The 21,500-nt window shown below is 68.8% G+C and carries 21 protein-coding genes; 12 read left to right on the top strand and 9 right to left on the bottom strand.

Translation table 11 applies throughout. The features are described 5' to 3' along the window. Window positions 1-162 precede the first annotated feature (162 nt). The 4 genes from ftsZ to AC1DMS_RS07540 all read left to right on the top strand — a co-directional run bounded on the left by ftsZ (window position 163) and on the right by AC1DMS_RS07540 (window position 3,256). A complete protein-coding gene (ftsZ, locus tag AC1DMS_RS07555; RefSeq protein ID WP_012746073.1) occupies window positions 163-1,383 on the top strand; it encodes a cell division protein FtsZ in 1,221 nt (406 codons plus the stop codon). A 205-nt stretch (window positions 1,384-1,588) separates the two neighbouring features. Next, the gene (gene lpxC / locus AC1DMS_RS07550; protein ID WP_012746074.1) at window positions 1,589-2,512 is read left to right on the top strand and encodes a UDP-3-O-acyl-N-acetylglucosamine deacetylase; all 924 of its coding nucleotides are present in this window, start codon (window positions 1,589-1,591) and stop codon (window positions 2,510-2,512) included. A gap of 13 nt (window positions 2,513-2,525) precedes the next feature. Continuing rightward, on the top strand, window positions 2,526-2,702 hold the full coding sequence (locus AC1DMS_RS07545) for a hypothetical protein (protein WP_018903635.1): 177 nt from the start codon (window positions 2,526-2,528) through the stop codon (window positions 2,700-2,702). Between the two features lie 71 nt (window positions 2,703-2,773). Beyond that, window positions 2,774-3,256, top strand: a complete 483-nt coding sequence (locus tag AC1DMS_RS07540) for a hypothetical protein (protein ID WP_026283872.1) — start codon at window positions 2,774-2,776, stop codon at window positions 3,254-3,256. 12 nt (window positions 3,257-3,268) lie between these two features. Here AC1DMS_RS07540 and AC1DMS_RS07535 read toward each other — a convergent pair whose 3' ends face one another. Next, entirely contained in the window at window positions 3,269-4,228 is a 960-nt protein-coding gene (locus tag AC1DMS_RS07535; protein ID WP_018903633.1) for a LysR family transcriptional regulator, read from the bottom strand. A 114-nt stretch (window positions 4,229-4,342) separates the two neighbouring features. On the opposite strand from AC1DMS_RS07535, the gene AC1DMS_RS07530 reads away from it, so the two are divergent. Continuing rightward, a complete protein-coding gene (locus AC1DMS_RS07530) occupies window positions 4,343-5,668 on the top strand; it encodes a serine hydroxymethyltransferase (RefSeq protein WP_026283871.1) in 1,326 nt (441 codons plus the stop codon). Window position 5,669: 1 nt separating this feature from the next. On the opposite strand, the gene ruvC is transcribed toward AC1DMS_RS07530, so the two are convergent. The 3 genes from ruvC to AC1DMS_RS07515 form a co-directional block, all read right to left on the bottom strand. Next, on the bottom strand, window positions 5,670-6,218 hold the full coding sequence (gene ruvC / locus AC1DMS_RS07525) for a crossover junction endodeoxyribonuclease RuvC (RefSeq protein WP_018903631.1): 549 nt from the start codon (window positions 6,216-6,218) through the stop codon (window positions 5,670-5,672). A 1-nt stretch (window position 6,219) separates the two neighbouring features. Beyond that, window positions 6,220-7,209 (bottom strand): phosphatidate cytidylyltransferase, encoded by a 990-nt coding sequence (locus AC1DMS_RS07520; RefSeq protein WP_018903630.1) that lies wholly within the window; start codon window positions 7,207-7,209, stop codon window positions 6,220-6,222. 252 nt (window positions 7,210-7,461) lie between these two features. Beyond that, window positions 7,462-8,343 carry a 1-acyl-sn-glycerol-3-phosphate acyltransferase gene (locus AC1DMS_RS07515; RefSeq protein WP_026283870.1) on the bottom strand — a complete coding sequence of 294 codons (882 nt, stop codon included), beginning with the start codon at window positions 8,341-8,343 and terminating at the stop codon, window positions 7,462-7,464. A gap of 7 nt (window positions 8,344-8,350) precedes the next feature. Here AC1DMS_RS07515 and AC1DMS_RS07510 point away from each other — a divergent pair, with 7 nt between their 5' ends. Beyond that, entirely contained in the window at window positions 8,351-8,788 is a 438-nt protein-coding gene (locus tag AC1DMS_RS07510) for a ribosomal maturation YjgA family protein (RefSeq protein WP_038106777.1), read from the top strand. Here the strand turns inward: AC1DMS_RS07510 and AC1DMS_RS07505 are convergent. The 5 genes from AC1DMS_RS07505 to AC1DMS_RS07485 all read right to left on the bottom strand — a co-directional run bounded on the left by AC1DMS_RS07505 (window position 8,733) and on the right by AC1DMS_RS07485 (window position 13,959). Beyond that, window positions 8,733-9,476, bottom strand: coding sequence for a transglycosylase domain-containing protein (locus AC1DMS_RS07505; protein ID WP_012746083.1), 744 nt, complete (start codon window positions 9,474-9,476; stop codon window positions 8,733-8,735). The genes AC1DMS_RS07510 and AC1DMS_RS07505 overlap by 56 nt on opposite strands. Then, on the bottom strand, window positions 9,473-10,330 hold the full coding sequence (gene aroE / locus AC1DMS_RS07500; protein WP_012746084.1) for a shikimate dehydrogenase: 858 nt from the start codon (window positions 10,328-10,330) through the stop codon (window positions 9,473-9,475). The genes AC1DMS_RS07505 and aroE overlap by 4 nt, the downstream gene beginning before the upstream one ends. Window positions 10,331-10,351: 21 nt before the next feature. Next, the gene (locus tag AC1DMS_RS07495; protein WP_012746085.1) at window positions 10,352-11,203 is read right to left on the bottom strand and encodes an energy transducer TonB; all 852 of its coding nucleotides are present in this window, start codon (window positions 11,201-11,203) and stop codon (window positions 10,352-10,354) included. A gap of 37 nt (window positions 11,204-11,240) precedes the next feature. Beyond that, on the bottom strand, window positions 11,241-13,301 hold the full coding sequence (locus AC1DMS_RS07490; RefSeq protein ID WP_012746086.1) for a ribonuclease catalytic domain-containing protein: 2,061 nt from the start codon (window positions 13,299-13,301) through the stop codon (window positions 11,241-11,243). 64 nt (window positions 13,302-13,365) lie between these two features. Beyond that, window positions 13,366-13,959, bottom strand: coding sequence for a YqiA/YcfP family alpha/beta fold hydrolase (locus AC1DMS_RS07485; RefSeq protein WP_012746087.1), 594 nt, complete (start codon window positions 13,957-13,959; stop codon window positions 13,366-13,368). 299 nt (window positions 13,960-14,258) lie between these two features. Here AC1DMS_RS07485 and AC1DMS_RS07480 point away from each other — a divergent pair, with 299 nt between their 5' ends. The 6 genes from AC1DMS_RS07480 to AC1DMS_RS07455 all read left to right on the top strand — a co-directional run bounded on the left by AC1DMS_RS07480 (window position 14,259) and on the right by AC1DMS_RS07455 (window position 21,494). After that, window positions 14,259-15,002, top strand: a complete 744-nt coding sequence (locus AC1DMS_RS07480; RefSeq protein WP_012746088.1) for a response regulator transcription factor — start codon at window positions 14,259-14,261, stop codon at window positions 15,000-15,002. Then, window positions 14,999-16,864 carry a sensor histidine kinase gene (locus AC1DMS_RS07475; RefSeq protein WP_244883406.1) on the top strand — a complete coding sequence of 622 codons (1,866 nt, stop codon included), beginning with the start codon at window positions 14,999-15,001 and terminating at the stop codon, window positions 16,862-16,864. Before AC1DMS_RS07480 ends, AC1DMS_RS07475 begins: the two co-directional genes overlap by 4 nt. A 32-nt stretch (window positions 16,865-16,896) precedes the next feature. Continuing rightward, a complete protein-coding gene (gene rodA / locus AC1DMS_RS07470; protein ID WP_012746090.1) occupies window positions 16,897-18,051 on the top strand; it encodes a rod shape-determining protein RodA in 1,155 nt (384 codons plus the stop codon). A gap of 53 nt (window positions 18,052-18,104) precedes the next feature. Next, window positions 18,105-19,565 carry a metalloprotease TldD gene (gene tldD, locus AC1DMS_RS07465; protein WP_012746091.1) on the top strand — a complete coding sequence of 487 codons (1,461 nt, stop codon included), beginning with the start codon at window positions 18,105-18,107 and terminating at the stop codon, window positions 19,563-19,565. 47 nt (window positions 19,566-19,612) lie between these two features. Further along, a complete protein-coding gene (locus AC1DMS_RS07460; RefSeq protein ID WP_012746092.1) occupies window positions 19,613-20,149 on the top strand; it encodes a hypothetical protein in 537 nt (178 codons plus the stop codon). Between the two features lie 226 nt (window positions 20,150-20,375). After that, window positions 20,376-21,494 carry a 3-deoxy-7-phosphoheptulonate synthase gene (locus tag AC1DMS_RS07455; RefSeq protein WP_012746093.1) on the top strand — a complete coding sequence of 373 codons (1,119 nt, stop codon included), beginning with the start codon at window positions 20,376-20,378 and terminating at the stop codon, window positions 21,492-21,494. The last annotated feature ends 6 nt before the right edge of the window (window positions 21,495-21,500 follow it).

Here is a 21,500-nt window from a genome sequence, read left to right as displayed (position 1 = left end):
ACCACTCCCCACTCTGGCTCGCACGCGGCGGTCCGCCCTTGCATTTCAATGAGCGATGGCGGCGCACGGGTCCACCGCCGCGACGACAGCTTCGTTGAACTCGTCGAGAACCAGAAAAATTCATAGATACACAACGGCAACTGCAAATTCAAGGAGTTAGAAATGACCATCGAAATGATCGAAGTCGAAGAATTCAACCAGGGCACCCAGATCAAGGTGATCGGAGTCGGCGGCGGCGGCGGCAATGCCGTCGCGCACATGATGGAGCGTGGCGTGCAGGGCGTGCAGTTCGTCTGCGCCAACACCGACGCGCAGGCACTGCAGCGCAGCAACGCGCACAAGATCATCCAGCTGGGCACCAGCGGCCTCGGCGCGGGCAGCAAGCCCGACAAGGGCCGTGACGCGGCCGAAGCCGCGGTGGACGACATCCGCGCCGCCATCGACGGCGCGCACATGCTCTTCATCACGGCCGGCATGGGCGGCGGCACCGGCACCGGCGCGGCACCCGTGATTGCGCGCGTGGCCAAGGAAATGGGCATCCTCACCGTGGGCGTGGTGACCAAGCCCTTCGACTGGGAAGGCGGTCGCCGCATGACCAACGCCGACGCCGGCCTGGCCGAGCTCGAGGCCAACGTCGACTCGCTGATCGTGGTGCTCAATGAGAAGCTGCTCGACGTGCTGGGCGAGGACATCACACAGGACGAAGCTTTCGCGCACGCCAACGACGTGCTCAAGAACGCCGTCGGCGGCATCTCGGAAATCATCAACGAGTACGGCGGCGTGAACGTCGACTTCGAAGACGTGCGCACCGTGATGGGCGAGCCCGGCAAGGCCATGATGGGCACGGCGGCCGCTGCAGGCCCGGACCGCGCGCGCATCGCCGCCGAGCAGGCCGTGGCCTGCCCGCTGCTCGAAGGCATCGACCTCTCGGGCGCCAAGGGCGTGCTGGTGCTGGTGACCGCATCGAAGGGCTCGCTGAAGCTGAACGAGTCGAAGCTCGCGATGAACACCATCCGCGCTTATGCCTCGCCCGATGCGCACGTGATCTACGGCGCGGCCTACGACGAGAGCCTGGGCGACCAGATGCGCGTGACGGTGGTCGCCACCGGTCTCTCGCGCGCCGATGCGCGCCGCCAGGCCCCCACGCTCGAAGTGATCCGCACCGGCACCGACAACATCCCGTTCAACGTGCCCACGCTCGGCGCCGGCCATGCGGGCCACGCCGGCCACGGCGGCGGCAACCAGCCGAACTACGACGGCATGGCCGTTCCCAGCGTGTGGCGCACCAACCGCACCATGGCCGCGGCCAAGGTGGACGCGCTGTCGTCGGGCGGCATGGACGACTTCGAGATCCCGGCATTCCTGCGCCGTCAAGCCGATTGACGGCAGGGCAACCGAACGCAGAGGGCACGAAGGTTCGCAAGGGGTGCGGGGAAGACCTGAAAGGGACTTCTGCCGGCTCTAGGCGCTGCGTTCGCTTCGTGCCCCTTGCGTCCATCGCCGGCCGGTGGGCATAGAACCCATGTCTATCGCTGCCATAGCGAGGGGAATAGGGCGGCATGGCCGCCGCGCGCCTAAAATCTTCGGCGTGCTGCAACAACGAACCCTCAAGTCGATCAGCCGCGCCGTGGGCGTGGGGCTTCACAGCGGACAGCGCGTGGAGCTGACGCTGCGCCCCGCACCGGTGGACACCGGCATCGTGTTCCGGCGCGTCGACCTGCCCGAGCCGGTCGACATCCGCATGACCGCCGAAGCGGTGACCGACACGCGCCTGGCCTCCACCGTCTCGACCGGCGGCGCCAAGGTGCAGACGGTCGAGCACCTGATGTCGGCCTGCGCGGGCCTGGGCATCGACAACCTCTACATCGACATCACGGCCGACGAAGTGCCGATCCTCGACGGGTCGGCCTCGTCCTTCGTGTTCCTGCTGCAAAGCGCGGGCATCGAGCTGCAGAAGGCGCCGCGCCGCTTCATCCGCGTGACGCGCAAGGTCGAGGTGCGCGAGGGCGAGGGCGCCAACGAGAAGTGGGCGAGCCTGGAGCCCTACCACGGCTACAAGCTGAGCTTCGAGATCGACTTCGACCACCGCGTGGTCAATTCCACCGGCCAGCGCGTGGAGTTCGACCTCGGCACCGATTCCTACAGCCGCGACATCGCACGCGCGCGCACCTTCGGCTTCACCAAGGAAGTCGAATACATGCGCAGCAAGGGCCTCGCGCTCGGCGGCGGCCTGGACAACGCCATCGTGATGGACGACACCAAGGTGCTCAATGCCGGGGGCCTGCGCTACGACGACGAGTTCGTGAAGCACAAGATCCTCGACGCCATGGGCGACCTGTACATCATCGGCAAGCCGCTGCTCGCGGCCTACACCGCATTCCGCTCAGGCCACGCGCTCAACAACAAGCTGCTGCGCGAACTGCTGGCCCACAGCGATGCCTACGAGGTCGTCACCTTCGAAGACGAAAAGCGCGCACCGCGCGGCTTCGGCGAAGTGGCGCGGGCCTGGTAGGCCGCGTTCGGCAATGCTTCTCTTCCGCTGGGCCATCCTGCTGCTCCTGCTGGTGGCGGGCGTGTCGTTCGCGTTCTATGCGGGAACGGGCCAGGCCAAGTACCGGAGCTTCGGCTGGATCGTGCTCAAGTGGACGCTGCTCGCGGCCTTCGGCTTTTTTGCGGTGCTGATCGCCGAACGCGTGGTGTAGCTTTATTCCTCCCGCATTCGCATGTCCGGAAACGGCATGCCGGACGGAGGCGGCGGGCGCACGATGGCGCCATGAACACACACCCTGAACATTCCACGAGGAATCCGTTCGGCGTGCAGGACGCGCCGGACCCGGACGGTCCCGACGTGGACGCATTCGCCGACAGCATCGAACTGGGCGGCGGCGCCGACGACCCGAACGCGCAACGCTGGGGTACGGTCACCGAAGAGCTTCCCGACTCGATCGCGGGCGCGTGGTCGAGCCGATGGAACGGCGGCGCGGACCCGGCCATGCCAGGCGACACCGCACAGGACTGGAAGGAAGGCAAGGCGATGGCCAAGGTGGCCGGCGGCCGCTTCTACCTGCTGTTCGACTGGAACGGCGGCAAGCGCCAGGCCCTGCTCGACGTCCGGTACATCGGGCCCGACACACTGGTCGGCCGCTACATCAACCTGGGCAGCCCGGAGATCACGCGGCCCTGGGTCGGCCGGATCGTCGACAACCGGCGGATCGACGGACGCTGGACGAACGGGCGGCTGGATTTTCGAAGATAGTCCGCGGCCTCGTCAGTCGGCCGCCAGCCCCTGCAACGCCTGCACCTGCTGCGCCAGCAGCGGCCCCTTGCGGTGCGCGGGCACCAGCAGCATGAGCGTGTCGCCCAGTGCCTTCGGCCTTCCCCAGGGCGCATGCAGCCTGCCTTGCGCGAGCAGCGGCGCCACCAGCCGTTCGCGGCCCATGAGCACGCCTTCGCCGTCGAGCGCCGCCTGCAGCGCGAGGCTGTAGAGCGAGAAGTCGGGGCCGGCGGCCAGTGCATCGGCCTCGGCCGCGCTGGTGCCGGGGCGCGCGGCCTGCAGCCAGCGCGTCCAGTCGTCGTGCCACACGGTGTCGTGCAATCCGCCGCAGCGCGCCAGCACATCGACGAGGTCGTCGAGCGCGCGCGGGCGGCCGCTCGGCAGCGCCTGCTGCAGGCGCGGGCTGCACACCGGCACGAGCCGGTCGCGTGCGAGCACCATGCCCTGCGCGCCAACGGCGGTTTCGATGCGATCGCCGGCGCGTGCATAGAACAGGCCGAGGTCGAAGGGTTCGCGGCGGAAATTCGGCGGCTGCTCGAGCGCCGTCACGGACACCTGCACGTCGGGCAGCGCCGCCTTCAGCCGCGAAAGCCGCGGCGACAGCCACAGCTGCGCCATCGCCGGCAGGGCCGCCACCTGCAGCGTGCTGCGGCGCGCGGCGGTCTGCGTCTCGTGACGCAGCGCCTGCACTGCGAGGCCGAGCTGGTCGACCGCGGCGCTGAGCGCGGGCAGCGCGCGCCGTCCATGCGCGCTGAGGCGGATGCCCTGGCTATGGCGCTCGAACAGCGCACCGCCGGCCCAGGTCTCCAGCGCCTTGATCTGCTGCGCGACGGCGGCCGGCGTGACGAACAGCTCTTCGGCCGCGCGCGCGAAGCTGCCGTGGCGTGCCGCGGCCTCGAAGGCGCGGACGGCCGTGTGCGGGGGCAGGCGAGGGCGGGGTGGTGCGAGCGGCACGCGATGTGTGGAGCCCCAGTTTTTCTAGGGCTCGGGCCCAGATTATCCGTGTTGCCCGCACGGATGGCGCAGGCGACCATGCGGCCACCTGCCACTTCCAGCGAGATCCGCCGCATGCCTGCCGCCCTCCAACGCCGCTCCTGGGTTCCCGCCGCCAGCGAAGACCATGTGCTCGCGATCGCCGCCGATGCCGCTGCGCGCGATGCGCTGGGCATCGCCGCCGAGATCGAAAGGCTCGCCGACGACAACCACCGCATCCACGACCGCGAGGGCCTGAACCTCAACCCCGCCACCAACGTGATGAACCCGGCCGCCGAGGCGCTGCTGTCGCGCGGCCTGGGATCGCGGGCATCGCTCGGCTACCCGGGGGACAAGTACGAGGTGGGGCTGGAGGCCATCGAGCGCATCGAGGTCATCGCGGCCGAGCTGGCCGCCGAGGTGTTCGGCTCGAAGTTCGCCGAAGTGCGCGTGAGCTCCGGTGCGCTGTCGAACCTCTATGTGTTCATGGCGACCTGCCGGCCCGGCGACACGATCATTGCGCCGCCGCCGGCCATCGGCGGCCACGTCACGCACCATGCGGCCGGCGCGGCCGGGCTCTATGGATTGAAGACGGTACCCGCCCCGGTCGATGCCGACGGCTACACGGTCGACGTGGCCGCGCTCGCCAGGCTCGCACGCGAGGTGAAGCCGAAGCTCATCACCATCGGCGGCAGCCTGAATCTTTTTCCGCACCCGGTGCCTGCGATCCGCGAGGTCGCGGACAGCGTGGGCGCCAAACTGCTGTTCGACGCTGCGCACCTCTCGGGCATGGTGGCCGGCAAAGCCTGGCCGCAGCCGCTCGAGGAGGGCGCGCATGCGATCACCATGAGCACCTACAAGAGCCTCGGCGGACCGGCCGGCGGGCTGATCGTGTCGAACGATGCGGCGCTGATGGAGCGCATCGACGCCATTGCCTATCCCGGCCTCACGGCCAACTCCGATGCGGGCCGCACCGCGGCGCTGGCGCGCGGACTGCTCGACTGGAAGGTGCACGGCAGGGCCTACGCCGCGGCAATGCGCGAGACCGCGCAGGCGCTGGCACGCGCGCTCGATGCCGAGGGCTTGCCGGTGTTCGCGAAGGCGCGCGGCTTCACGCAGTCGCACCAGTTCGCGCTCGAGGCCGCGCACTGGGGCGGTGGGCAGCGCGCCGGGAAGAAACTGGCCGAGGGCGGCTTGCTGGCCTGCGGCATCGGCCTGCCGATCGCGCCGGTCGAAGGAGACATCAACGGCCTGCGCCTGGGCGTGCCGGAGATCGTGCGGCTGGGCTTCACGCCCGACGACATGCCGCAGCTTGCCTCGTGGATCGCGCGTGCGCTGGAGGGCGGCGGCGCATCGGTGGTGGCGGCCGAGGTGCGCGAGCACCGCACGCGGCTCGGCGGCCTGCGCTACATCGTGCGCTGAGTCAGCGCGAGCGTCCCTGCCGGTAGGTGCCGGCGTGCGTCTTCGACAGCTCGGCCGCCTCGGCCAGCCGCGCCATCGACCGGCCGACCTGCGCATGCGTGATGGCAATGCCCAGCGCGTCGGCGGCATCGGCGCCCGGCAGGCCCGGCAGGTCGAGCAGGCGCTTCACCATTTCCTGCACCTGCGCCTTGGCGGCCTGGCCGTGGCCCGCCACTGCCTTCTTCATCTGCAGCGCGGTGTATTCGGCCACGCTGAGATTGCTGTTGACCAGCGAGGTCACGCAGGCGCCGCGCGCCTGGCCCAGCAGCAGCGTCGACTGCGGATTGACGTTGACGAAGATGATCTCGACCGCCGAGGCATCGGGCTGGTAGCGCGCAGCGATTTCCGCGATGCCGTCGAACAGCACCTTGAGCCGCGCCGGCAGGTTGCCGCTGCCAAGGTGGCGCGTGCTGATGGTGCCGCTGGCCACGTAGCGCAGTGCATGGCCGTCCGAATCGACCACGCCGAAGCCGGTGGTCAGGAGGCCGGGATCGATGCCGAGAATGCGCATGTCAGAGGTTGAAGTACCAGCGGATCGAGTGAAAGAAGATCGGCGCCGCGAAGCACAGCGCATCGACGCGGTCGAGCAGGCCGTTGGCGCCGGTGACGCCCACGCCTTTCTTGCCCCAGTTGGGAATGCCGCGGTCGCGCTTGAGCGCCTTCATCACCAGGTGGCCCATGGAGCCCGCGATGCAGGCGATGACGGACACCGCCAGGGCCTGGCCGAACCTGAAGGGCGTGATGAACGAGAACAGCGCGCCCACGAGGCTGGCCACCCCGATGCCGATGCCCCAGCTGGTCCAGTTGAAGCTGCGGCTCACGTTGGGCGCGAAGGGCTTGCGCTGGGTGCGGCGCGAGATCACGTGCTGCACCAGCACCGAGGTCTGCACCACGAACACCAGGAAGAACACGAGAAAGGCGCTCTTGCCTTCGTAGCCCGGAAAGCTCAGCAGCAGCAGCGCGGGCACATGGCTCATGCCGTAGACGCAGACCATGATGCCCCACTGGAGCTTGGCGTTGCGCTCGAGAAAGTGGCTCGGGTCGTCGGCCAGCGCGCTCGCGACCGGGATCGCGAGGAAGACGTAGACCGGAATGAACACGGTGAACAGGTCGAAGCGCGCGGTGGCGACGAGCCAGAACTGGATCGGCAGCACGACGAAGAAGGCCAGGATCAGGCTGCGGTGGTCGCCGCGCCGCGTGGGCGAGAGCGTGATGAACTCGCGCAGCGCGAAGAAGGCGATGAGCGCGAACAGCACGGTGGCGACGGTCTCGCCCAGTGCCCAGCCGATCCAGAACACGATCACCATGAACCAGGTGGTGCCCAGCAGCTTGCGGTAGTGCGCAAGCTCGGCCTGCCAGGCGGCGTCGTGCACGGGGTTGCGCCGTTCCCTGAAGCTCAGCAGGAAGGCGGTGGTGCTCACGATCACGAGCAGGCCGAAGACGATGAGGAACAGGGCCGCGACCTGCTGGGTCGGGGTGAGGCTGCGCAGGAACTGGTTCATGTCAGTTTTCCTCCGCGCTGTTGTTGTTGGTGCTTGCGTTGCAGGCGCTCTTGTTCGGGGCGCGTGCACAGGCCACCGGGTACTCCCCTCCGCGAATGTCCCCCGGCCTGCGGCCTCCTCCTTTTATTTCGCTGCGGGGAGCACCCGATGCCCTGTGCACCTGGGCACGCTGTCGGTTCGCGGCTGATCAACCACCGCCCTGAACGGCAGGCCCTAAACACAACGCGGCACAAAGAAAGGCGAGGTTTCATTTCAGACATCGCGCAATGCAATCACCGCGGCACGGGCGCGATCGAGGAACGGCCGGCGCTCTTCGCCTTCCTCGACGCGGATCGGCGCGCCGAAGGTGACGGAGCACAGGATCGGCACCGGCACGATCTCGCCCTTGGGCATCACGCGCTGCACGTTGTCGATCCATGCCGGCACCAGCACCACCTCGGGAAACATCGTCGCGAGCGTGTAGAGGCCCGACTTGAACTTCTGCGGCTCTCCCGTGTGGCCGCGCGTGCCTTCGGGAAAGATGATGATCGAGTCGCCGCTGCGCAGTGCCTCGACCAGCGGCGCCAGCGGGTCGGAGGCGGGCGTGGGCGGCTCCGGCTCGACGGCTGGCGGTGCGACGGGCGGCGCGGCCGGTGGTGGCGGTGGCGGCGGAGCGGGAAGGTCGAGCCGGCCTTGCACTTCGTCGAAGGCTTCGGGGGTGATGTCGACGACAGGCGGTGCCATGGGCGCCAGCGGCAGCAGGGGCTCCATCGAGGGTTCGATGCGCTCGGGCTGCGGCGCGGTGGCGGCAGCTCGCACGGGCGGCGGGGGCGCTTCGGGTTCCGCCGGCGCTGCGGCAGGCGCGGCCGTCGCCGTCGCCGCGCGCTCCACATACACCGCGTTGAACACCTCGGTCGTGATCCAGCGCTTGACGGGCGTATTGGCCCAGTAGTCGCGCGCCGCAATCGGCCGCGTGATGCTGCGCAGTTCCTCGGGCAGGGCCGCCCAGATCATCACGAGGTCGGCGTGGCTCTGGTGGTTGGCGAAATAGATGCGCTGCTCGGCCTTTGGCGGGCAGCCGTACCAGCGCGCCTGGGCGCCGGTGAGCAACCGGACGATTCCCAACAACAACCAACCTGTGAGCTTTGCCAGCATGGGCGCGATGATACGGGGCATGCGATGGCGTTTCGATCCTCTTTCCCTGGTGTGGGCGGTGGCCCTGTTCCTTGTTCTCGTGCTGCTGGCCACTGTCGGCGCGCGCTGGGGCTGGCTGCGGAGCTTTTTCGGCGACGTGCTGGCCGTGGCGTGGGTCTACCTCGTCTTCAAGGCCTTCATCGCCGCGCGCCTGCTGCCACTGGCGCTGGCCGCGCTCGGCGTGGGCCTGGCGGTCGAATTGGGGCAGTTCCTGGCCTCGGCCTGGCACCTGCACATTCCGAACCGCGCGCTGCGCATCGTGCTCGGCAGCACGGCCGACGGGTGGGACGTGCTGGCCTATGCGATCGGCTTCGCAGCCGTGCTGGCCATGGAAGCGCTGCGCGAAGCCCTCAGGGCAGTTCGGCCGACGGCATCCGCGCCACGATCGTCGAGGCCCGTCCGCTGAGGTAGGACGAGCCGGTGCGGCGCTCGAAGAACTTGGGGCTCGGCAGCATCACGGCAAGGCGCGCGGCTTCGGCGGCGCTCAGGCGCGAGGCGGGCTTCCTGAAGTAGTACTGGGCCGCCGCCTCGGCGCCGAACACGCCTTCGCCCCATTCGACGTTGTTGAGGTAGATCTCGAGGATGCGCCGCTTGTCGAGCAGCACCTCGAGCGCCATCGCGAGCGCCAGTTCCTGGCCCTTGCGCAGCAGCGTGCGCTCGCCGGAGAGCAGCAGGTTCTTCGCAAGCTGCTGCGTGATGGTGGAGCCGCCGCGCAGCTGGACCGGCCGCACCGGTTTGCCGCGTGCGATGGCGCGAGCCGCACGCCGGGCCGCGAGTTCCTCGGCCTTGGCATTGCGCTGGCGCGCCCGCTCGATGGCTTCCCATTCCACGCCGTTGTGGTCGATGAAGTCGGCGTCTTCGCTCGCGATGACGGCGCGCTTGAGGTTGTCGCTGATCTGCGCGTAGGGCACCCATTCCTGGCGCCAGGCACCCTTGCGGCCCTGGTGGATGGCGATCTGCCAGGCTTCGCTGCGCTGGAACGCGGTGCTCTGCGGATCGATCACCGCCATGGCCGCGATGCGCCCCACGAAGAAAAGCTCCAGTGCCACGCCCGCCACCAGCAGGCAGGCCACCAGCCGCAGCAGCCGCTTCATCGGCCGGCGGCGAGCGAGGCGCGCAATTCGGCCAGCACCTGCGCGCCGGGCGGGCGCACGCCGCGCCAGATCTCGAAGGCCTCGGCCGCCTGTTCGACCAGCATGCCGAGCCCGTCGCGCGGCACCGCGCCGTGCGCTTCGGCCCAGGCCATGAAGCCGGCGGCCGCGGGGCCGTACATCAGGTCGACCGCGAGCGAGCCGGGGCGCAGCACCTGCGCGCGCACCGGCACCGCATCGCCCGCGAGGCTGGAGGCCGTGGCATTGACCACCACGTCGAAATTGCCGGACACTTCGTCGAGCGCCCAGGCTTCGAGTACCGCGCCGTGGCGCAGCGCCAATGCCGCATGGCGCTGCACCAGCGCCATGGCCTTGCCGACCGTGCGGTTGGCCACCACGATGCGCGCGGCGCCGGCGTCCAGCAGCGGCCCGAGCACGCCCGCCGCGGCGCCGCCCGCGCCGATCAGCAGCAGCTCGCGGCCCGCCAGCGGCACGGCGGCGTTGCGCACGATGTCGTTGACCAGCCCGATGCCGTCGGTGTTGTCGGCGTGGATGCTGCCGTCGGCTTCGAAGCGCAGCGTGTTCACCGCCTGCGCAAGCACGGCGCGCTCGCTGGTGTGCTGCGCGAGCGCAGCGGCGTCGAACTTGAAGGGCACGGTCACGTTGCAGCCGCGCGCCGTGTCGCCGCGCTCGGCGGCTTCGCGGCGGAAGGCGGCCACGCCTTCGGCAAAGGCGCCGACCGGAACGAGCCGGCGGCTGTAGTCCATCTGCTGGCCGCAGAGTTCGGCAAACCGGGCATGGATGCGCGGCGAGCGGCTGTGCTCGACCGGGTTGCCCATTACGCAGTACAGGTCCATGGCGCGTGGATTCGCTGTTGTCTATTGGGAGGAGAGCTCGATGGTCTCGTCGCGCGTGAACTTGAAGCGCGACTGCAGCACGATCTGGTCGGTCTCTTTTCGCATCGCATCGGTGAATTTGCCGAAGCTGCCGATGCTGTGCACGATGGCCTTGGCGCGGCGGTCGAGCACGACGTCGCCCGAGCTTTCGTCGACCACGGTGTCGAGGATCTTGCCGTCGTGGTTGATGGTGATCGTCATCTTGAGCTCGCCGTAGAGCTTCTTGCCGGCCGCCGTGGGGAAGTTCTCGGTGCCCCGCACTTCGATGCGCCGGCGCAGCGTGTCCACGTAGATGGCGTAGGCCGCCTCGCGCGTGGAAGGGCTCAGGTAGCGCTTCTTGGGGCGCGCGTTCTCTTCGTTCACGCGGCGCTCGATCTCGGCCAGCAGCTCCACCATCTGGCGGCGCTTTTCCTCGCGGGCCACGGCCTCCTTCGGGTCGCCCGAGGCGCGCGGGTCCGGCGCGGGCATGGCGGCCAGCTCGCGCTTGAGCTGCGCGAGCAGCTGCATCTGCTGGGCCTGCATGGCCTCGACCTGGCGCCGGGCCTCCTCGATCGAGTCGCCGACGGCGGTGAAGCTCGACGGCGGCAGCGGGCTGGTGGCGCGGCCGCGTTCGAGGTCGCCGCCGCCCGCGAGCGAGGTCTGGGCCATCACGCGGGCCCTGGCGTCGGGCTTGTCGTTGGTCTTGCTGTTGACCAGGATCACCTCGAGCGGTGTTTCGCTGAAGACCCGGTTGAATGATTCGGGATCGACGAAGCGCACCGCAAGAAGTGCGGCATGCGCGATGACCGACACGCCGAGTGCGATCTGCAGCGTGCTCAGATCCCTGAAGTTCATGGACGACGCTCCTTGGCGCGCATGGAGTGGCCGGTGCTCATGCCGGCGTGTTTTCCGGGGCCGCCTCGCTGTCGCTGAGGTCGACTGCAATGGCGATGGGGCCGGCGACTTCTTCCACTTCCTCGTCGCCGCCTTCCTCCTCGGCCGCGGCATCGGCCTTGGGCGCATCGAGGCGCTCGAGCACGGTGCCGTGCACGTCGAGCGCGATCTCGTCGATCTCGCCGAGCTTCACGCGCAGGCGCGCGCCGCGCTCCTGCTGGCCCGCCACCGGGAACACCAGCGGCAGGGTGTCCGCGCGCACCAGGGCACCGTTCGGAATGTCCTTGATGACGGTCGCCTCGAGCTCGGTGATGCCTTGCTGCTCCAGGTACTTGAGCGTCCAGAAGCGTTCCATGCCGCCCTGGTAGGCGTTGTAGGTTGCGTAGGCAGCATCGAAGCCCGAGAGAATGGAGAACAGGTCCGCATCCTTGGGCTTGAACGGCGCGGCCAGCGCGGCGGTCTTGCCGTGGCGCGCGGCGGCAATGATCTGCCACTGGTTCACGAGGTCGGTGTAGCGGCGCAGCGGCGAGGTGCTCCAGGCATAGCTCTTCACGCCCAGGCCCGCATGCGGCAAGGCCCGCGTGCCCATGCGCACCTTGATGCCGGGCGCCAGGCTGGCCTGGCTGCGGTAGAGCCCGGGCACGCCGAGTTCGCCGAGCCAGCCGCCCCAGCTGCTGTTGGCCAGGATCATGGCCTCGGACACGATCAGGTCGAGCGGTGCGCCGCGCTGGCGCGTGGTGATCTGCACCTGTTCGCTGCCGTTCGGTTCGCCGTCGTTGCCCACGAGGCGAAAGTTGTAGTCGGGCCGGTTGAAGTTCTCGGGCTTGCCGCGCACCACTTCGCGCTGGGCCTTCAGCTGCTTGGCGAGGCGGAACAGGAACGAGAGCGGCGCGCGCAGCTTCGCAGCGGCTTCGGGCGTGTTCTCGCTCGTGAACGAGGCGTCTTCGAGCCAGGGCTGCGTGACCACGGCGTCGAGCTGGTCGTGCCGCAGGTTGGCCACGATCGGCACGCGTTCGAGCTTCGTCTCGGTCGACTGCAGCTCGAGCGTGGTCTCGTCGAAGCGCGCGTAGAGCGACACCGCCGGCCGGTCGCCGCCTTCTAGCAGCGTGTAGGTGCTCACGACTTCGTCGGGCAGCATGGTGATCTTGTGGCCCGGCATGTAGACCGTGGACATGCGCGCGCGCGCCACCTGGTCGATGGCGCTGCCCGGGGTCAGCGCCAGGCCGGGCGCGGCAATGTGGATGCCGACCGTGACGGTGCCGCTGCCAAGGCCCTGCACCGACAGCGCGTCGTCGATTTCGGTGGTCTGCGAGTCGTCGATCGAGAACGCCTGCACGCCTTCGGCCAGCGGCAGGTCGTCCACGATGGGCGGCGCGGCGAGCGCCGGGAAGCCCGTGCCCTTGGGAAAATTCTCGAACAGGAAGCGCCGCCAGTGGAACTGGTAGGGCGAGTCGATGGCGCCGGCGCGTTCCAGCAGTTCGAGCGGCGGGCGCTGGGTGGCGCGCGCGGCGTCGACCACGGCCTTGTATTCGGGCGCGTTCTTGTCGGGCTTGAACAGGATCTTGTAGAGCTGCTCGCGGATCGGCTGCGGGCAGATGCCCTCGGCCAGCTGGGCGGCCCATTCGACGATCTGCGCCTGCACCACTTTCTTCTTCTCGATGGCGGCCAGCGCCTGCTGCAGGATCTCGGCCGGTGCCTTCTTGAAGCGCCCCTTGCCCGCGCGGCGGAAGTAGTGCGGCGCCTCGAACAGCGCGAACAGCGCCGCGGCCTGCTGCGCGAGCGTGGGCTTGTCGCTGAAATAGTCGGATGCGAGATCGGCAAAGCCGAATTCGCCCTCCGGCGCGAATTCCCAGGCCAGGTCGAGGTCCATCGTGGCCGCGAGCGCGCGCGCCTCGACGATCAGCTCGGCCGGGGCCGGCTTCTCGAAACGCAGAACGATGTTGGCGCCCTTGACCTTGACGCGCTTGCCGGTGTCGAGCTCGACCTGCGCCGATGCTTCGGCCTCCGACAGCACGCGGCCGCCGAGGTACTTGCCGGCTTCTTCAAACAATACAAACATGCCCGGATTGTCCCAGACTTGGGGACGCGCACGGGCCTGGCCGCTGCGCGATGCCTGCCGGGCCTCAGACGGGATTGATGAACGCGATCACGTCGTCGAGGTGGTTTTCCTCGAAATCGGACAGAGCATGGTCGCCGCCCTCGATCAGCTTGATGTTGCTGTCGGGATAGCGCGCCGAGGTTTCGTGCCAGTCGAGCGCTTCGTCGCCCTTGGCGATGATGGCCAGCACGCGCTCGGGGCGGGTGAGTGCGCCGACCTCCATGGTGCGCAACTCCTGGATGTATTCGGGCTTGAAATAGAAGTGCTCGGCCGGGTCGTGCCAGGCGGTCTGGTCGCCGATGTAGCGCGCCAGGTCGCGCGCCGGATGCACCGCCGGATTCAGCAGCACGGTGCGGCAGCGCGTCATGCCGGCCACGTAGGTGGCATAGAAGCCGCCGAGCGAGGAGCCCACCACGGCCATCGACTTGCGCGGCCAGTCCGCGATGCCCTTCATCACCATGTCGATGGCTTCGCGCGGCGAGGGCGGCAGTTGCGGACACCACCACTGCAGGTCGGGGTGCTCCCGGGCCACGCGCGCTGCCATCAGCCGCGCCTTGGTGGAGCGGGGCGAGGAGCGGAATCCGTGCAGGTACAACAGGTGAGTGGTTTGCGGGTCCATGCGGGGCGGAGACTGGAAGTGGTGCGGTCTACACAGCTCCCTGGAAGGAGCCGGTTGATTTTGCATGAGGACCGTGCGCCCGACGCGGTCCTCGGCGCACGAGGCTTCGATATGAGGGCTTACTGCACGGAGGTGTTGGTTTGCCACAGGGTCCATGGACGATGCCAAGAAGCAAAAAGTATTCAACCGGAGCGCGCGACCGGACTCGCAAGTCAACGCGAGTTTCAACGGCCCGCGCCGGTGTCCGCATCCCATGAAAACGGGAGGTCCGCCGGCCCTTTTGCGTTGCGCCGAAGCTTATGCTCAAGCCCATGAACATCGAGGCAACGGACACCGGGAAGACGCACCGCTGGGGCGTGCTCGTGGTCGAGGACGACAGCCGCGCGCGCGCCTTCTTCGAGGCGAGCGTGCAGCGCAGCGCCAGCCTTTTCTGGCTCGGAAGCGCCGGCACGGTGCACGAGGCATTGGCGTGGATGGCCCAGGCCACCATCATTCCCGACGTGCTGCTGGTCGATCTCGGCATGCCCGACGGCAGCGGGCTCGACGTGATCCGCGAGGCCGTGGCGCGCTTTCCGGGTTGCGAGCCGCTGGTGATCTCGGTCTTCGGCGACGAGGAAAACGTGCTGGCCAGCATCGAGGCCGGCGCCGTCGGCTACATCCACAAGGACGCCGCGCCGGAAGACATTGCGCAGACCATCGTCGAGATGAAGGCCGGCGCCTCGCCGATCTCGCCCATGATCGCGCGGCGCGTGCTGGCCAAGTACCGCAGCCTGCAGCTGGCCGGAACGCTCGCCGCCGCGCCGCCCGAGGCGGCCCTCGGCAACACCACCACGGCGCCCAGCCTGCTGTCCGCGCGCGAGCACGAGGTGCTGACCTTGATCGCGCGCGGTTTTTCCTATGCCGAGATCGCACGCCTCAAGGGCCTGAGCGTGCATACGGTGCAGACGCACATCAAGAATCTCTACGGCAAGCTGGCCGTGCACTCCAAGAGCGAGGCCGTGTTCGAGGCCACGCGCCTCGGCCTGCTGTCCCATCCGGGGTGAATCGCGTGGCCGGACGCATGTTCGGGCGGGCGGGCAGGGCTCTTGCCGCGCTGTGGCTCGCGGCAACTCTGCTGCTGGCAGCGCAGCCGGCGGCGGCCGCGGCGGCCGAGGGCACGATCGAACTGCGCCGCGGCACCGTGTGGACCACCGTCGACGGCGCCACGCACAAGGCGCCCGTCGAACTCTCCTACCACTGGGACCGCCAGCACGGCGGACGCCCCGGCTACGCGACCTTCGAGCTGCCGTTCACGCTCGACGCCGAGCCCGAGGTGCCCTGGGGCATCTTCGTTCCGCGCGCCGGCAGCGTTCTGGAGGTCTGGCTCAACGACGCGCTGCTGCAGGTCTATGGCGACCTCGCCAGCGGCAACGGGCCGGACTACGCCAAGGCGCCGCTCTACGTGCCGGTGCCGGGGCACCTGCTGAAGCCCGGCGAGAACCGCCTGCAGGTCCGCATACGCGCCGACAGCGCCCGCAGGGGCGGGCTGTCGCGCGTGACCATCGGGCCGGCGACACCGGTGCGCACCGATCTCTTCGAAAGCGCCTATGCCTGGCGCTTCACCGGCTCGGTGCTCCTGACCGCCTTCAGCCTGATCGTCGGCAGCATCGCGCTGGCGCTGTGGCTCACGCAGGTGGATGCCGCCGCCACCGGATGGCGCCGGCGCGACAGCCTCTATTTCTGGGCCGCGCTGGCCGAGTTCTGCTGGGCGATCCGCGTGGCCGACGGCGTGATCGCCGAACCGCCGCTGCCCTGGGGCGCCTGGGGCGTGCTCATGGCCACCTGCTATGCGGGCTGGGCCACGTCGGCCATGATGTTCTGCTACCACCTCGCGGGCTGGCACCGCCGCCCGCGCATGCGCTGGCTGCGCTGGCCGATGGCCGGCGTGGTGCCCGGAACCGTGGTGGCCACCGCCCTCGCGCTTCACCGCGAGGAGCCCTACTGGCTCACCGGCTGGCTCGCACTGGAGATCGGGTTCGTCGCGCTGTTCGTCGGCGCCTTTGCCGTGGCCACCATCCGGCGGCCGAACGTGGGCCGCCTGCTGGTGGCCGCCGCCGCGCTGGTGACGCTGGGCTTCGGCACCCGCGACTGGCTCGTGATCCGCCTGAGCGACGCCTACGGCGAGACCACCTGGGTGCGCTATTCCTCCGTGTTCTTCGGCATCGCGCTGCTCTTGATCGTGCTGCGGCGCTTCCATGCCGCGAGCGTGCAGGCGCGCGGCTCGGTCGCGGCCCTGGCCGAGCGCGTGGCGCAGCGCGAACGCGAACTCGCGTCCACCTTCGCCGCGCTCGAGCAGGTGGCGCGCGACCAGGCGCGCACCCACGAGCGCGAGCGCATCCTGCGCGACATGCACGACGGCGTGGGCTCGCACATCAGCTCGGCCATCCGTCAGCTGCAGTCGGGCCAGGCGAGCCCCGAGGAATTGCTGCGGACGCTGTGCGACTCGCTCGACCAGCTCAAGCTGGCGATCGACTCCATCCACCTGCCGCCGGGCGACGTCGGCGCGCTGCTGGCGGCGCTGCGCTACCGGCTGGAGCCGCGGCTGGCGGCCGCGGGCATCCAGTTCGAGTGGGCGGTGGACGAGGTGCCCGACGTGAAGCGGCTCGACGCGCAAGCCATGCGGCAATTGCAGTTCCTGCTGTTCGAGGCGATTTCCAACGTGCTGCAGCATGCCCAGGCCCGGACGCTCAGGATCGAGGCCGAAGCGCCGGCCGGCGCCGTGCAGCTGCGCGTGATCGACGACGGCCAGGGCTTCGACGCGCAGCAGGTGCCCAGGGCGCTGGCCGAGCGTGCCGCGGCCATCGGCGCACGGCTGGCGCTCGAAAGCCGACCGGGGCGCACGGTCGTTCAGCTCGGCTTCGCCTGAAATGCCCGGCGGGGCGCGGATAATCCGCCCCCATGTCCGCAGTGTTCAACCAGCCCTCCCTGGCGCGCCGGGTCGCGCCCATCTTCCAGGGCTTCGACGGCTTTCTGGCTTTTGCCGTGCTGCTGCTGGCCTTTGCCGGGCTGCTGACCATGTATTCGTCGGGCTACGACCATGGTTCGCGCTTTGCCGACCACGGCCGCAACATGCTGCTGGCCGGCTTCATCATGTTCGTGGTGGCCCAGGTGCCGCCGCAGCGGCTGATGATGTTCGCGGTGCCGCTCTACGCGACCGGGGTGGCGCTGCTGGTCGCGGTGGCGCTGTTCGGCATCACCAAGAAGGGCGCGCAGCGCTGGATCAACGTGGGCGTGGTGATCCAGCCGAGCGAAATCCTCAAGATCGCAATGCCGCTGATGCTGGCCTGGTGGTTCCAGCGCCGCGAGGGCCAGCTGCGGCCGCTCGACTTCGTGGTGGCCACGGTGCTGCTGGCGGTGCCGGTCGGGCTCATCATGAAGCAGCCCGACCTGGGCACCTCGCTGCTGGTGCTGGCGGCTGGCATGGCGGTGATCTTCTTTGCCGGGCTGCCCTGGAAGCTGATCGTGCCGCCGGTGGTGATCGGTGCCGTGGCGGTCACGCTGATCGTGGGCTTCGAATCGCAGCTGTGCGCCGACGGCGTCGACTGGCGCGTGCTGCACGACTACCAGAAGCAGCGCGTGTGCACGCTGCTCGACCCCAGCAAGGATCCGCTGGGCAAGGGCTTCCACATCATCCAGGGCATGATCGCCATCGGCTCGGGCGGGGTCGGCGGCAAGGGCTTCATGCAGGGCACGCAGACGCACCTCGAATTCATCCCCGAGCGCACCACCGACTTCATCTTTGCCGCCTATTCCGAGGAGTTCGGTCTGGTGGGCAACCTGTCGCTGATCGCAGCCTTCATCCTGCTGATCTTCCGCGGGCTGGCCATTGCCGCCGCGGCGCAGACCCTGTTCTCGCGCCTGCTGGCGGGCGCGGTCACGATGATTTTCTTCACCTATGCCTTCGTCAACATGGGCATGGTGAGCGGCATCCTGCCGGTGGTGGGCGTGCCGCTGCCGTTCATCAGCTATGGCGGCACCGCCATGGTCACGCTGGGGCTGGGGCTGGGCATCCTGATGTCGATCGCCCGGGCCCGAAAGCTCGCCCAGAACTAGCGCCAGTGCCCTTGGGCCCGGCACGGAAGAGGGCGGCTGCCTAGAATGGCGCCATGATCTCCCGCGAACCCACCATCGAGCGCCTCGCCACGGCGCAAAAGCTCCTGCTCACGCCCTTCGGCCTGGACGAATCGCACCTGAGCAAGGCCCTGGCCGAGATCACCGCGCACCGGGTGGACGACGCCGACCTGTACTTCCAGTACACGCGCAGCGAAGGCTGGAGCCTGGAAGAGGGCATCGTCAAGACCGGCAGCTTCAGCATCGACCAGGGCGTCGGCGTGCGCGCGGTCAGCGGCGAGAAGACGGCCTTTGCCTATTCGGACGACATCTCCGAGGCTTCGCTGCTCGACGCGGCCCGCACGGTGCGCTCCATTTCCTCGGCGGGCCGCACCGGCCGCGTGAAGACGGCCACCCGCAAGATTGCCTCAAGCCGCTCGCTCTACAACGGCGTCGACCCCATTTCCACGCTCGACAGCACGGCCAAGGTCAAGCTGCTCGAAAAGGTCGAGAAGCTCGCGCGTTCGCGCGATCCGCGCGTGGCGCAGGTCATGGCGGGCCTGGCGAGCGAATACGACGTGGTGCTGGTGGCGCGCGCCGACGGCACGCTGGCGGCCGATGTGCGGCCGCTGGTGCGCCTGTCGGTCACCGTGATCGCCGAGCAGAACGGCCGGCGCGAGGTCGGCTCGGGCGGCGGCGGCGGGCGCTTCGGCCTGGCCTACTTCAACGACACGCAGATCGCCGAATACGTCGACCAGGCCGTGAAGGCCGCGCTGACCAACCTCGATGCACGCCCGGCGCCTGCTGGCGAGATGACCGTGGTGCTCGGCTCCGGCTGGCCCGGCATCCTGCTGCACGAAGCCATCGGCCACGGCCTGGAAGGCGACTTCAACCGCAAGGGCTCGAGCGCGTTCTCGGGCCGCATCGGCCAGCGCGTGGCGGCCAAGGGCGTGACGGTGCTCGACGACGGCACCATTGCCGACCGCCGCGGCTCGCTGAACGTCGACGACGAAGGCAACGCGAGCCAGCGCAACGTGCTCATCGAGGACGGCATCCTCAAGGGCTACATCCAGGATTCGCTCAACGCGCGCCTCATGAAGGTCAAGCCCACGGGCAACGGCCGCCGCGAGAGCTACGCCCACGTGCCGATGCCGCGCATGACCAACACCTACATGCTCGGCGGCGACAAGGACCCGAAGGAAATCGTGGCCAGCATCAAGAAGGGCCTGTACGCCACCAACTTCGGCGGCGGGCAGGTCGACATCACGAGCGGCAAGTTCGTGTTCTCGGCCAGCGAGGCCTTCTGGGTCGAGAACGGCAAGATCCAGTACCCGGTCAAGGGCGCGACCATCGTGGGCAACGGCCCCGACGCGCTCACCCGCGTGACCATGATCGGCAACGACATGAAGCTCGATTCGGGCGTGGGCACCTGCGGCAAGGAAGGCCAGAGCGTGCCGGTCGGCGTCGGCCAGCCCACCCTGCGCATCGATGGTTTGACCGTAGGCGGAACGGCCTGAGGCCTTGCTAAGCTCCGCTCCTCGATTTTTACAAAGAGGAGCATTCGATGAAGAGGATCAGGATCAATTCGTCTGCGGCCCTGTGGGCCGCGGCTGCCGCAGTGGCACTCGCAACCGCAGGCTGCGCTTCGCGCGGCGGCTCGGGCGGCAGCCAGCCCGCGGCGGCACCCGCTGCCGCGCCGGCAGCACCGGCCCGCGGCGGCGCCAAGGCGGGCATGGATGCCCAGGGCAACGTGGTCGATTCCTCCAAGGTCGAAGCCGGCAGCGGCCGCACCGTCAAGGGCCTGAATGGCTACGAAGGCGAGATCACCGGCAACCCCGCGCGCAACAGCAGGTTCACGCGGTTGCAGATCGGCATGAGCGCCAAGCAGGTCACCGACCTGGCCGGTCCGCCGACCGACCAGGGCGCCTACGTCACGGGCAAGGCCTTCATTCCGTTCTATTTCGGCAGCGACCGCCACCGCTACGAGATGACCTACAAGGGCCAGGGCCGCCTGGTCTTCGCGGGCGGCGGCATGGGCGACTACTCCAGCGGCAACCTGATCTGGATCATCCACAACCCCAACGAATCCGGCTACCGCTGAGCCCTTCGGAGCCGGGCCTTTTTCCCGGCTCTTCGTTTTCCGTGCTACATTCCGCCCACATGTCCGCCCTCCGCGCTTACTTCTTTGCCTACTTTTGGTTCCCGGTTTCCGGCGGACGAGAGGCGAGCGCGTAAAGCAAACGAACACCCTCCCAAAACCGCCGGCGCCTCGAGCCCCGGCGGTTTTTTTATGCCCTGACGATATCCACTCCAACAAGGAAAGCACCATGAGCACGAACACTGCCCCCGCCAGCGACAGCTGGTATGCGAGCGTCGAAAAAACCAGCAAGACCGACGACGAACGCATCAAGGACATCAACGTGCTGCCCCCTCCCGAACACCTGATCCGCTTCTTCCCGATCCGCGGCACGCCGGTCGAGACGCTGATCGAAGGCACCCGCCGCAGCATCCACAACATCATGGCGGGCAAGGACGACCGGCTGCTGGTGGTCATGGGCCCGTGCTCGATCCACGACCCGGCCGCGGCGCTCGAATACGCCCGCCGCCTCAAGGTGGAACGCGAAAAGTACGCCGGCACGCTCGAGATCGTGATGCGCGTGTACTTCGAGAAGCCGCGCACCACGGTCGGCTGGAAGGGCCTCATCAACGACCCGTACCTGGACGAGAGCTACCGCATCGACGAAGGCCTGCGCATGGCGCGCCAGCTGCTGATCGACATCAACCGGCTCGGCCTGCCGGCGGGCAGCGAGTTCCTCGACGTGATCTCGCCGCAGTACATCGGCGACCTGATCGCCTGGGGCGCGATCGGCGCGCGCACCACCGAAAGCCAGGTGCACCGCGAACTGGCCTCGGGCCTGTCGGCGCCCATCGGCTTCAAGAACGGCACCGACGGCAACATCCGCATCGCCACCGACGCCATCCAGGCGGCGGCGCGCGGCCACCACTTTCTCTCGGTGCACAAGAACGGCCAGGTCGCGATCGTGCAGACCAACGGCAACCGCGACTGCCACGTGATCCTGCGCGGCGGCAAGGCGCCCAACTACGACGCGGCCAGCGTCGAGGCCGCCTGCAAGGACCTCGAGGCCGCCAAGCTGCCGCCCACGCTGATGGTCGACTGCAGCCACGCCAACAGCTCCAAGCAGCACCAGAAGCAGATCGACGTGGCCAAGGACATCGCCGGCCAGATCGCCGGGGGTTCGAACCGCGTCTTCGGCGTGATGGTCGAAAGCCACCTGCAGGCCGGCGCGCAGAAGTTCACGCCGGGCAAGGACCAGCTCTCAGGCCTCGAATACGGCAAGAGCATCACCGACGCCTGCCTGGGCTGGGACGACTCGGTGCAGGTGCTGGACACCCTGTCGCAGGCGATCAAGCAGCGCCGGGGCTGAACAACA

The organism is Variovorax sp. 05T418 (assembly GCF_056396385.1).
This window is presented reverse-complemented; position numbering and strand designations above follow the sequence as displayed.

Coding starts and splice junctions, on each gene's coding strand:
- AC1DMS_RS07530 (WP_026283871.1), top strand. CDS start 4,343: ATGCCTGCCGCCCTCCAACGCCGCTCCTGGGTTCCCGCCGCCAGCGAA.
- AC1DMS_RS07495 (WP_012746085.1), bottom strand. CDS start 11,203: ATGAACTTCAGGGATCTGAGCACGCTGCAGATCGCACTCGGCGTGTCG.
- AC1DMS_RS07455 (WP_012746093.1), top strand. CDS start 20,376: ATGAGCACGAACACTGCCCCCGCCAGCGACAGCTGGTATGCGAGCGTC.
- AC1DMS_RS07480 (WP_012746088.1), top strand. CDS start 14,259: ATGCTCAAGCCCATGAACATCGAGGCAACGGACACCGGGAAGACGCAC.
- AC1DMS_RS07510 (WP_038106777.1), top strand. CDS start 8,351: ATGATACGGGGCATGCGATGGCGTTTCGATCCTCTTTCCCTGGTGTGG.
- AC1DMS_RS07545 (WP_018903635.1), top strand. CDS start 2,526: ATGCTTCTCTTCCGCTGGGCCATCCTGCTGCTCCTGCTGGTGGCGGGC.
- ruvC (WP_018903631.1), bottom strand. CDS start 6,218: ATGCGCATTCTCGGCATCGATCCCGGCCTCCTGACCACCGGCTTCGGC.
- AC1DMS_RS07515 (WP_026283870.1), bottom strand. CDS start 8,343: ATGCTGGCAAAGCTCACAGGTTGGTTGTTGTTGGGAATCGTCCGGTTG.
- tldD (WP_012746091.1), top strand. CDS start 18,105: ATGATCTCCCGCGAACCCACCATCGAGCGCCTCGCCACGGCGCAAAAG.
- ftsZ (WP_012746073.1), top strand. CDS start 163: ATGACCATCGAAATGATCGAAGTCGAAGAATTCAACCAGGGCACCCAG.
- AC1DMS_RS07490 (WP_012746086.1), bottom strand. CDS start 13,301: ATGTTTGTATTGTTTGAAGAAGCCGGCAAGTACCTCGGCGGCCGCGTG.
- AC1DMS_RS07505 (WP_012746083.1), bottom strand. CDS start 9,476: ATGAAGCGGCTGCTGCGGCTGGTGGCCTGCCTGCTGGTGGCGGGCGTG.
- AC1DMS_RS07485 (WP_012746087.1), bottom strand. CDS start 13,959: ATGGACCCGCAAACCACTCACCTGTTGTACCTGCACGGATTCCGCTCC.
- AC1DMS_RS07540 (WP_026283872.1), top strand. CDS start 2,774: ATGAACACACACCCTGAACATTCCACGAGGAATCCGTTCGGCGTGCAG.
- rodA (WP_012746090.1), top strand. CDS start 16,897: ATGTCCGCAGTGTTCAACCAGCCCTCCCTGGCGCGCCGGGTCGCGCCC.
- AC1DMS_RS07520 (WP_018903630.1), bottom strand. CDS start 7,209: ATGAACCAGTTCCTGCGCAGCCTCACCCCGACCCAGCAGGTCGCGGCC.
- aroE (WP_012746084.1), bottom strand. CDS start 10,330: ATGGACCTGTACTGCGTAATGGGCAACCCGGTCGAGCACAGCCGCTCG.
- AC1DMS_RS07460 (WP_012746092.1), top strand. CDS start 19,613: ATGAAGAGGATCAGGATCAATTCGTCTGCGGCCCTGTGGGCCGCGGCT.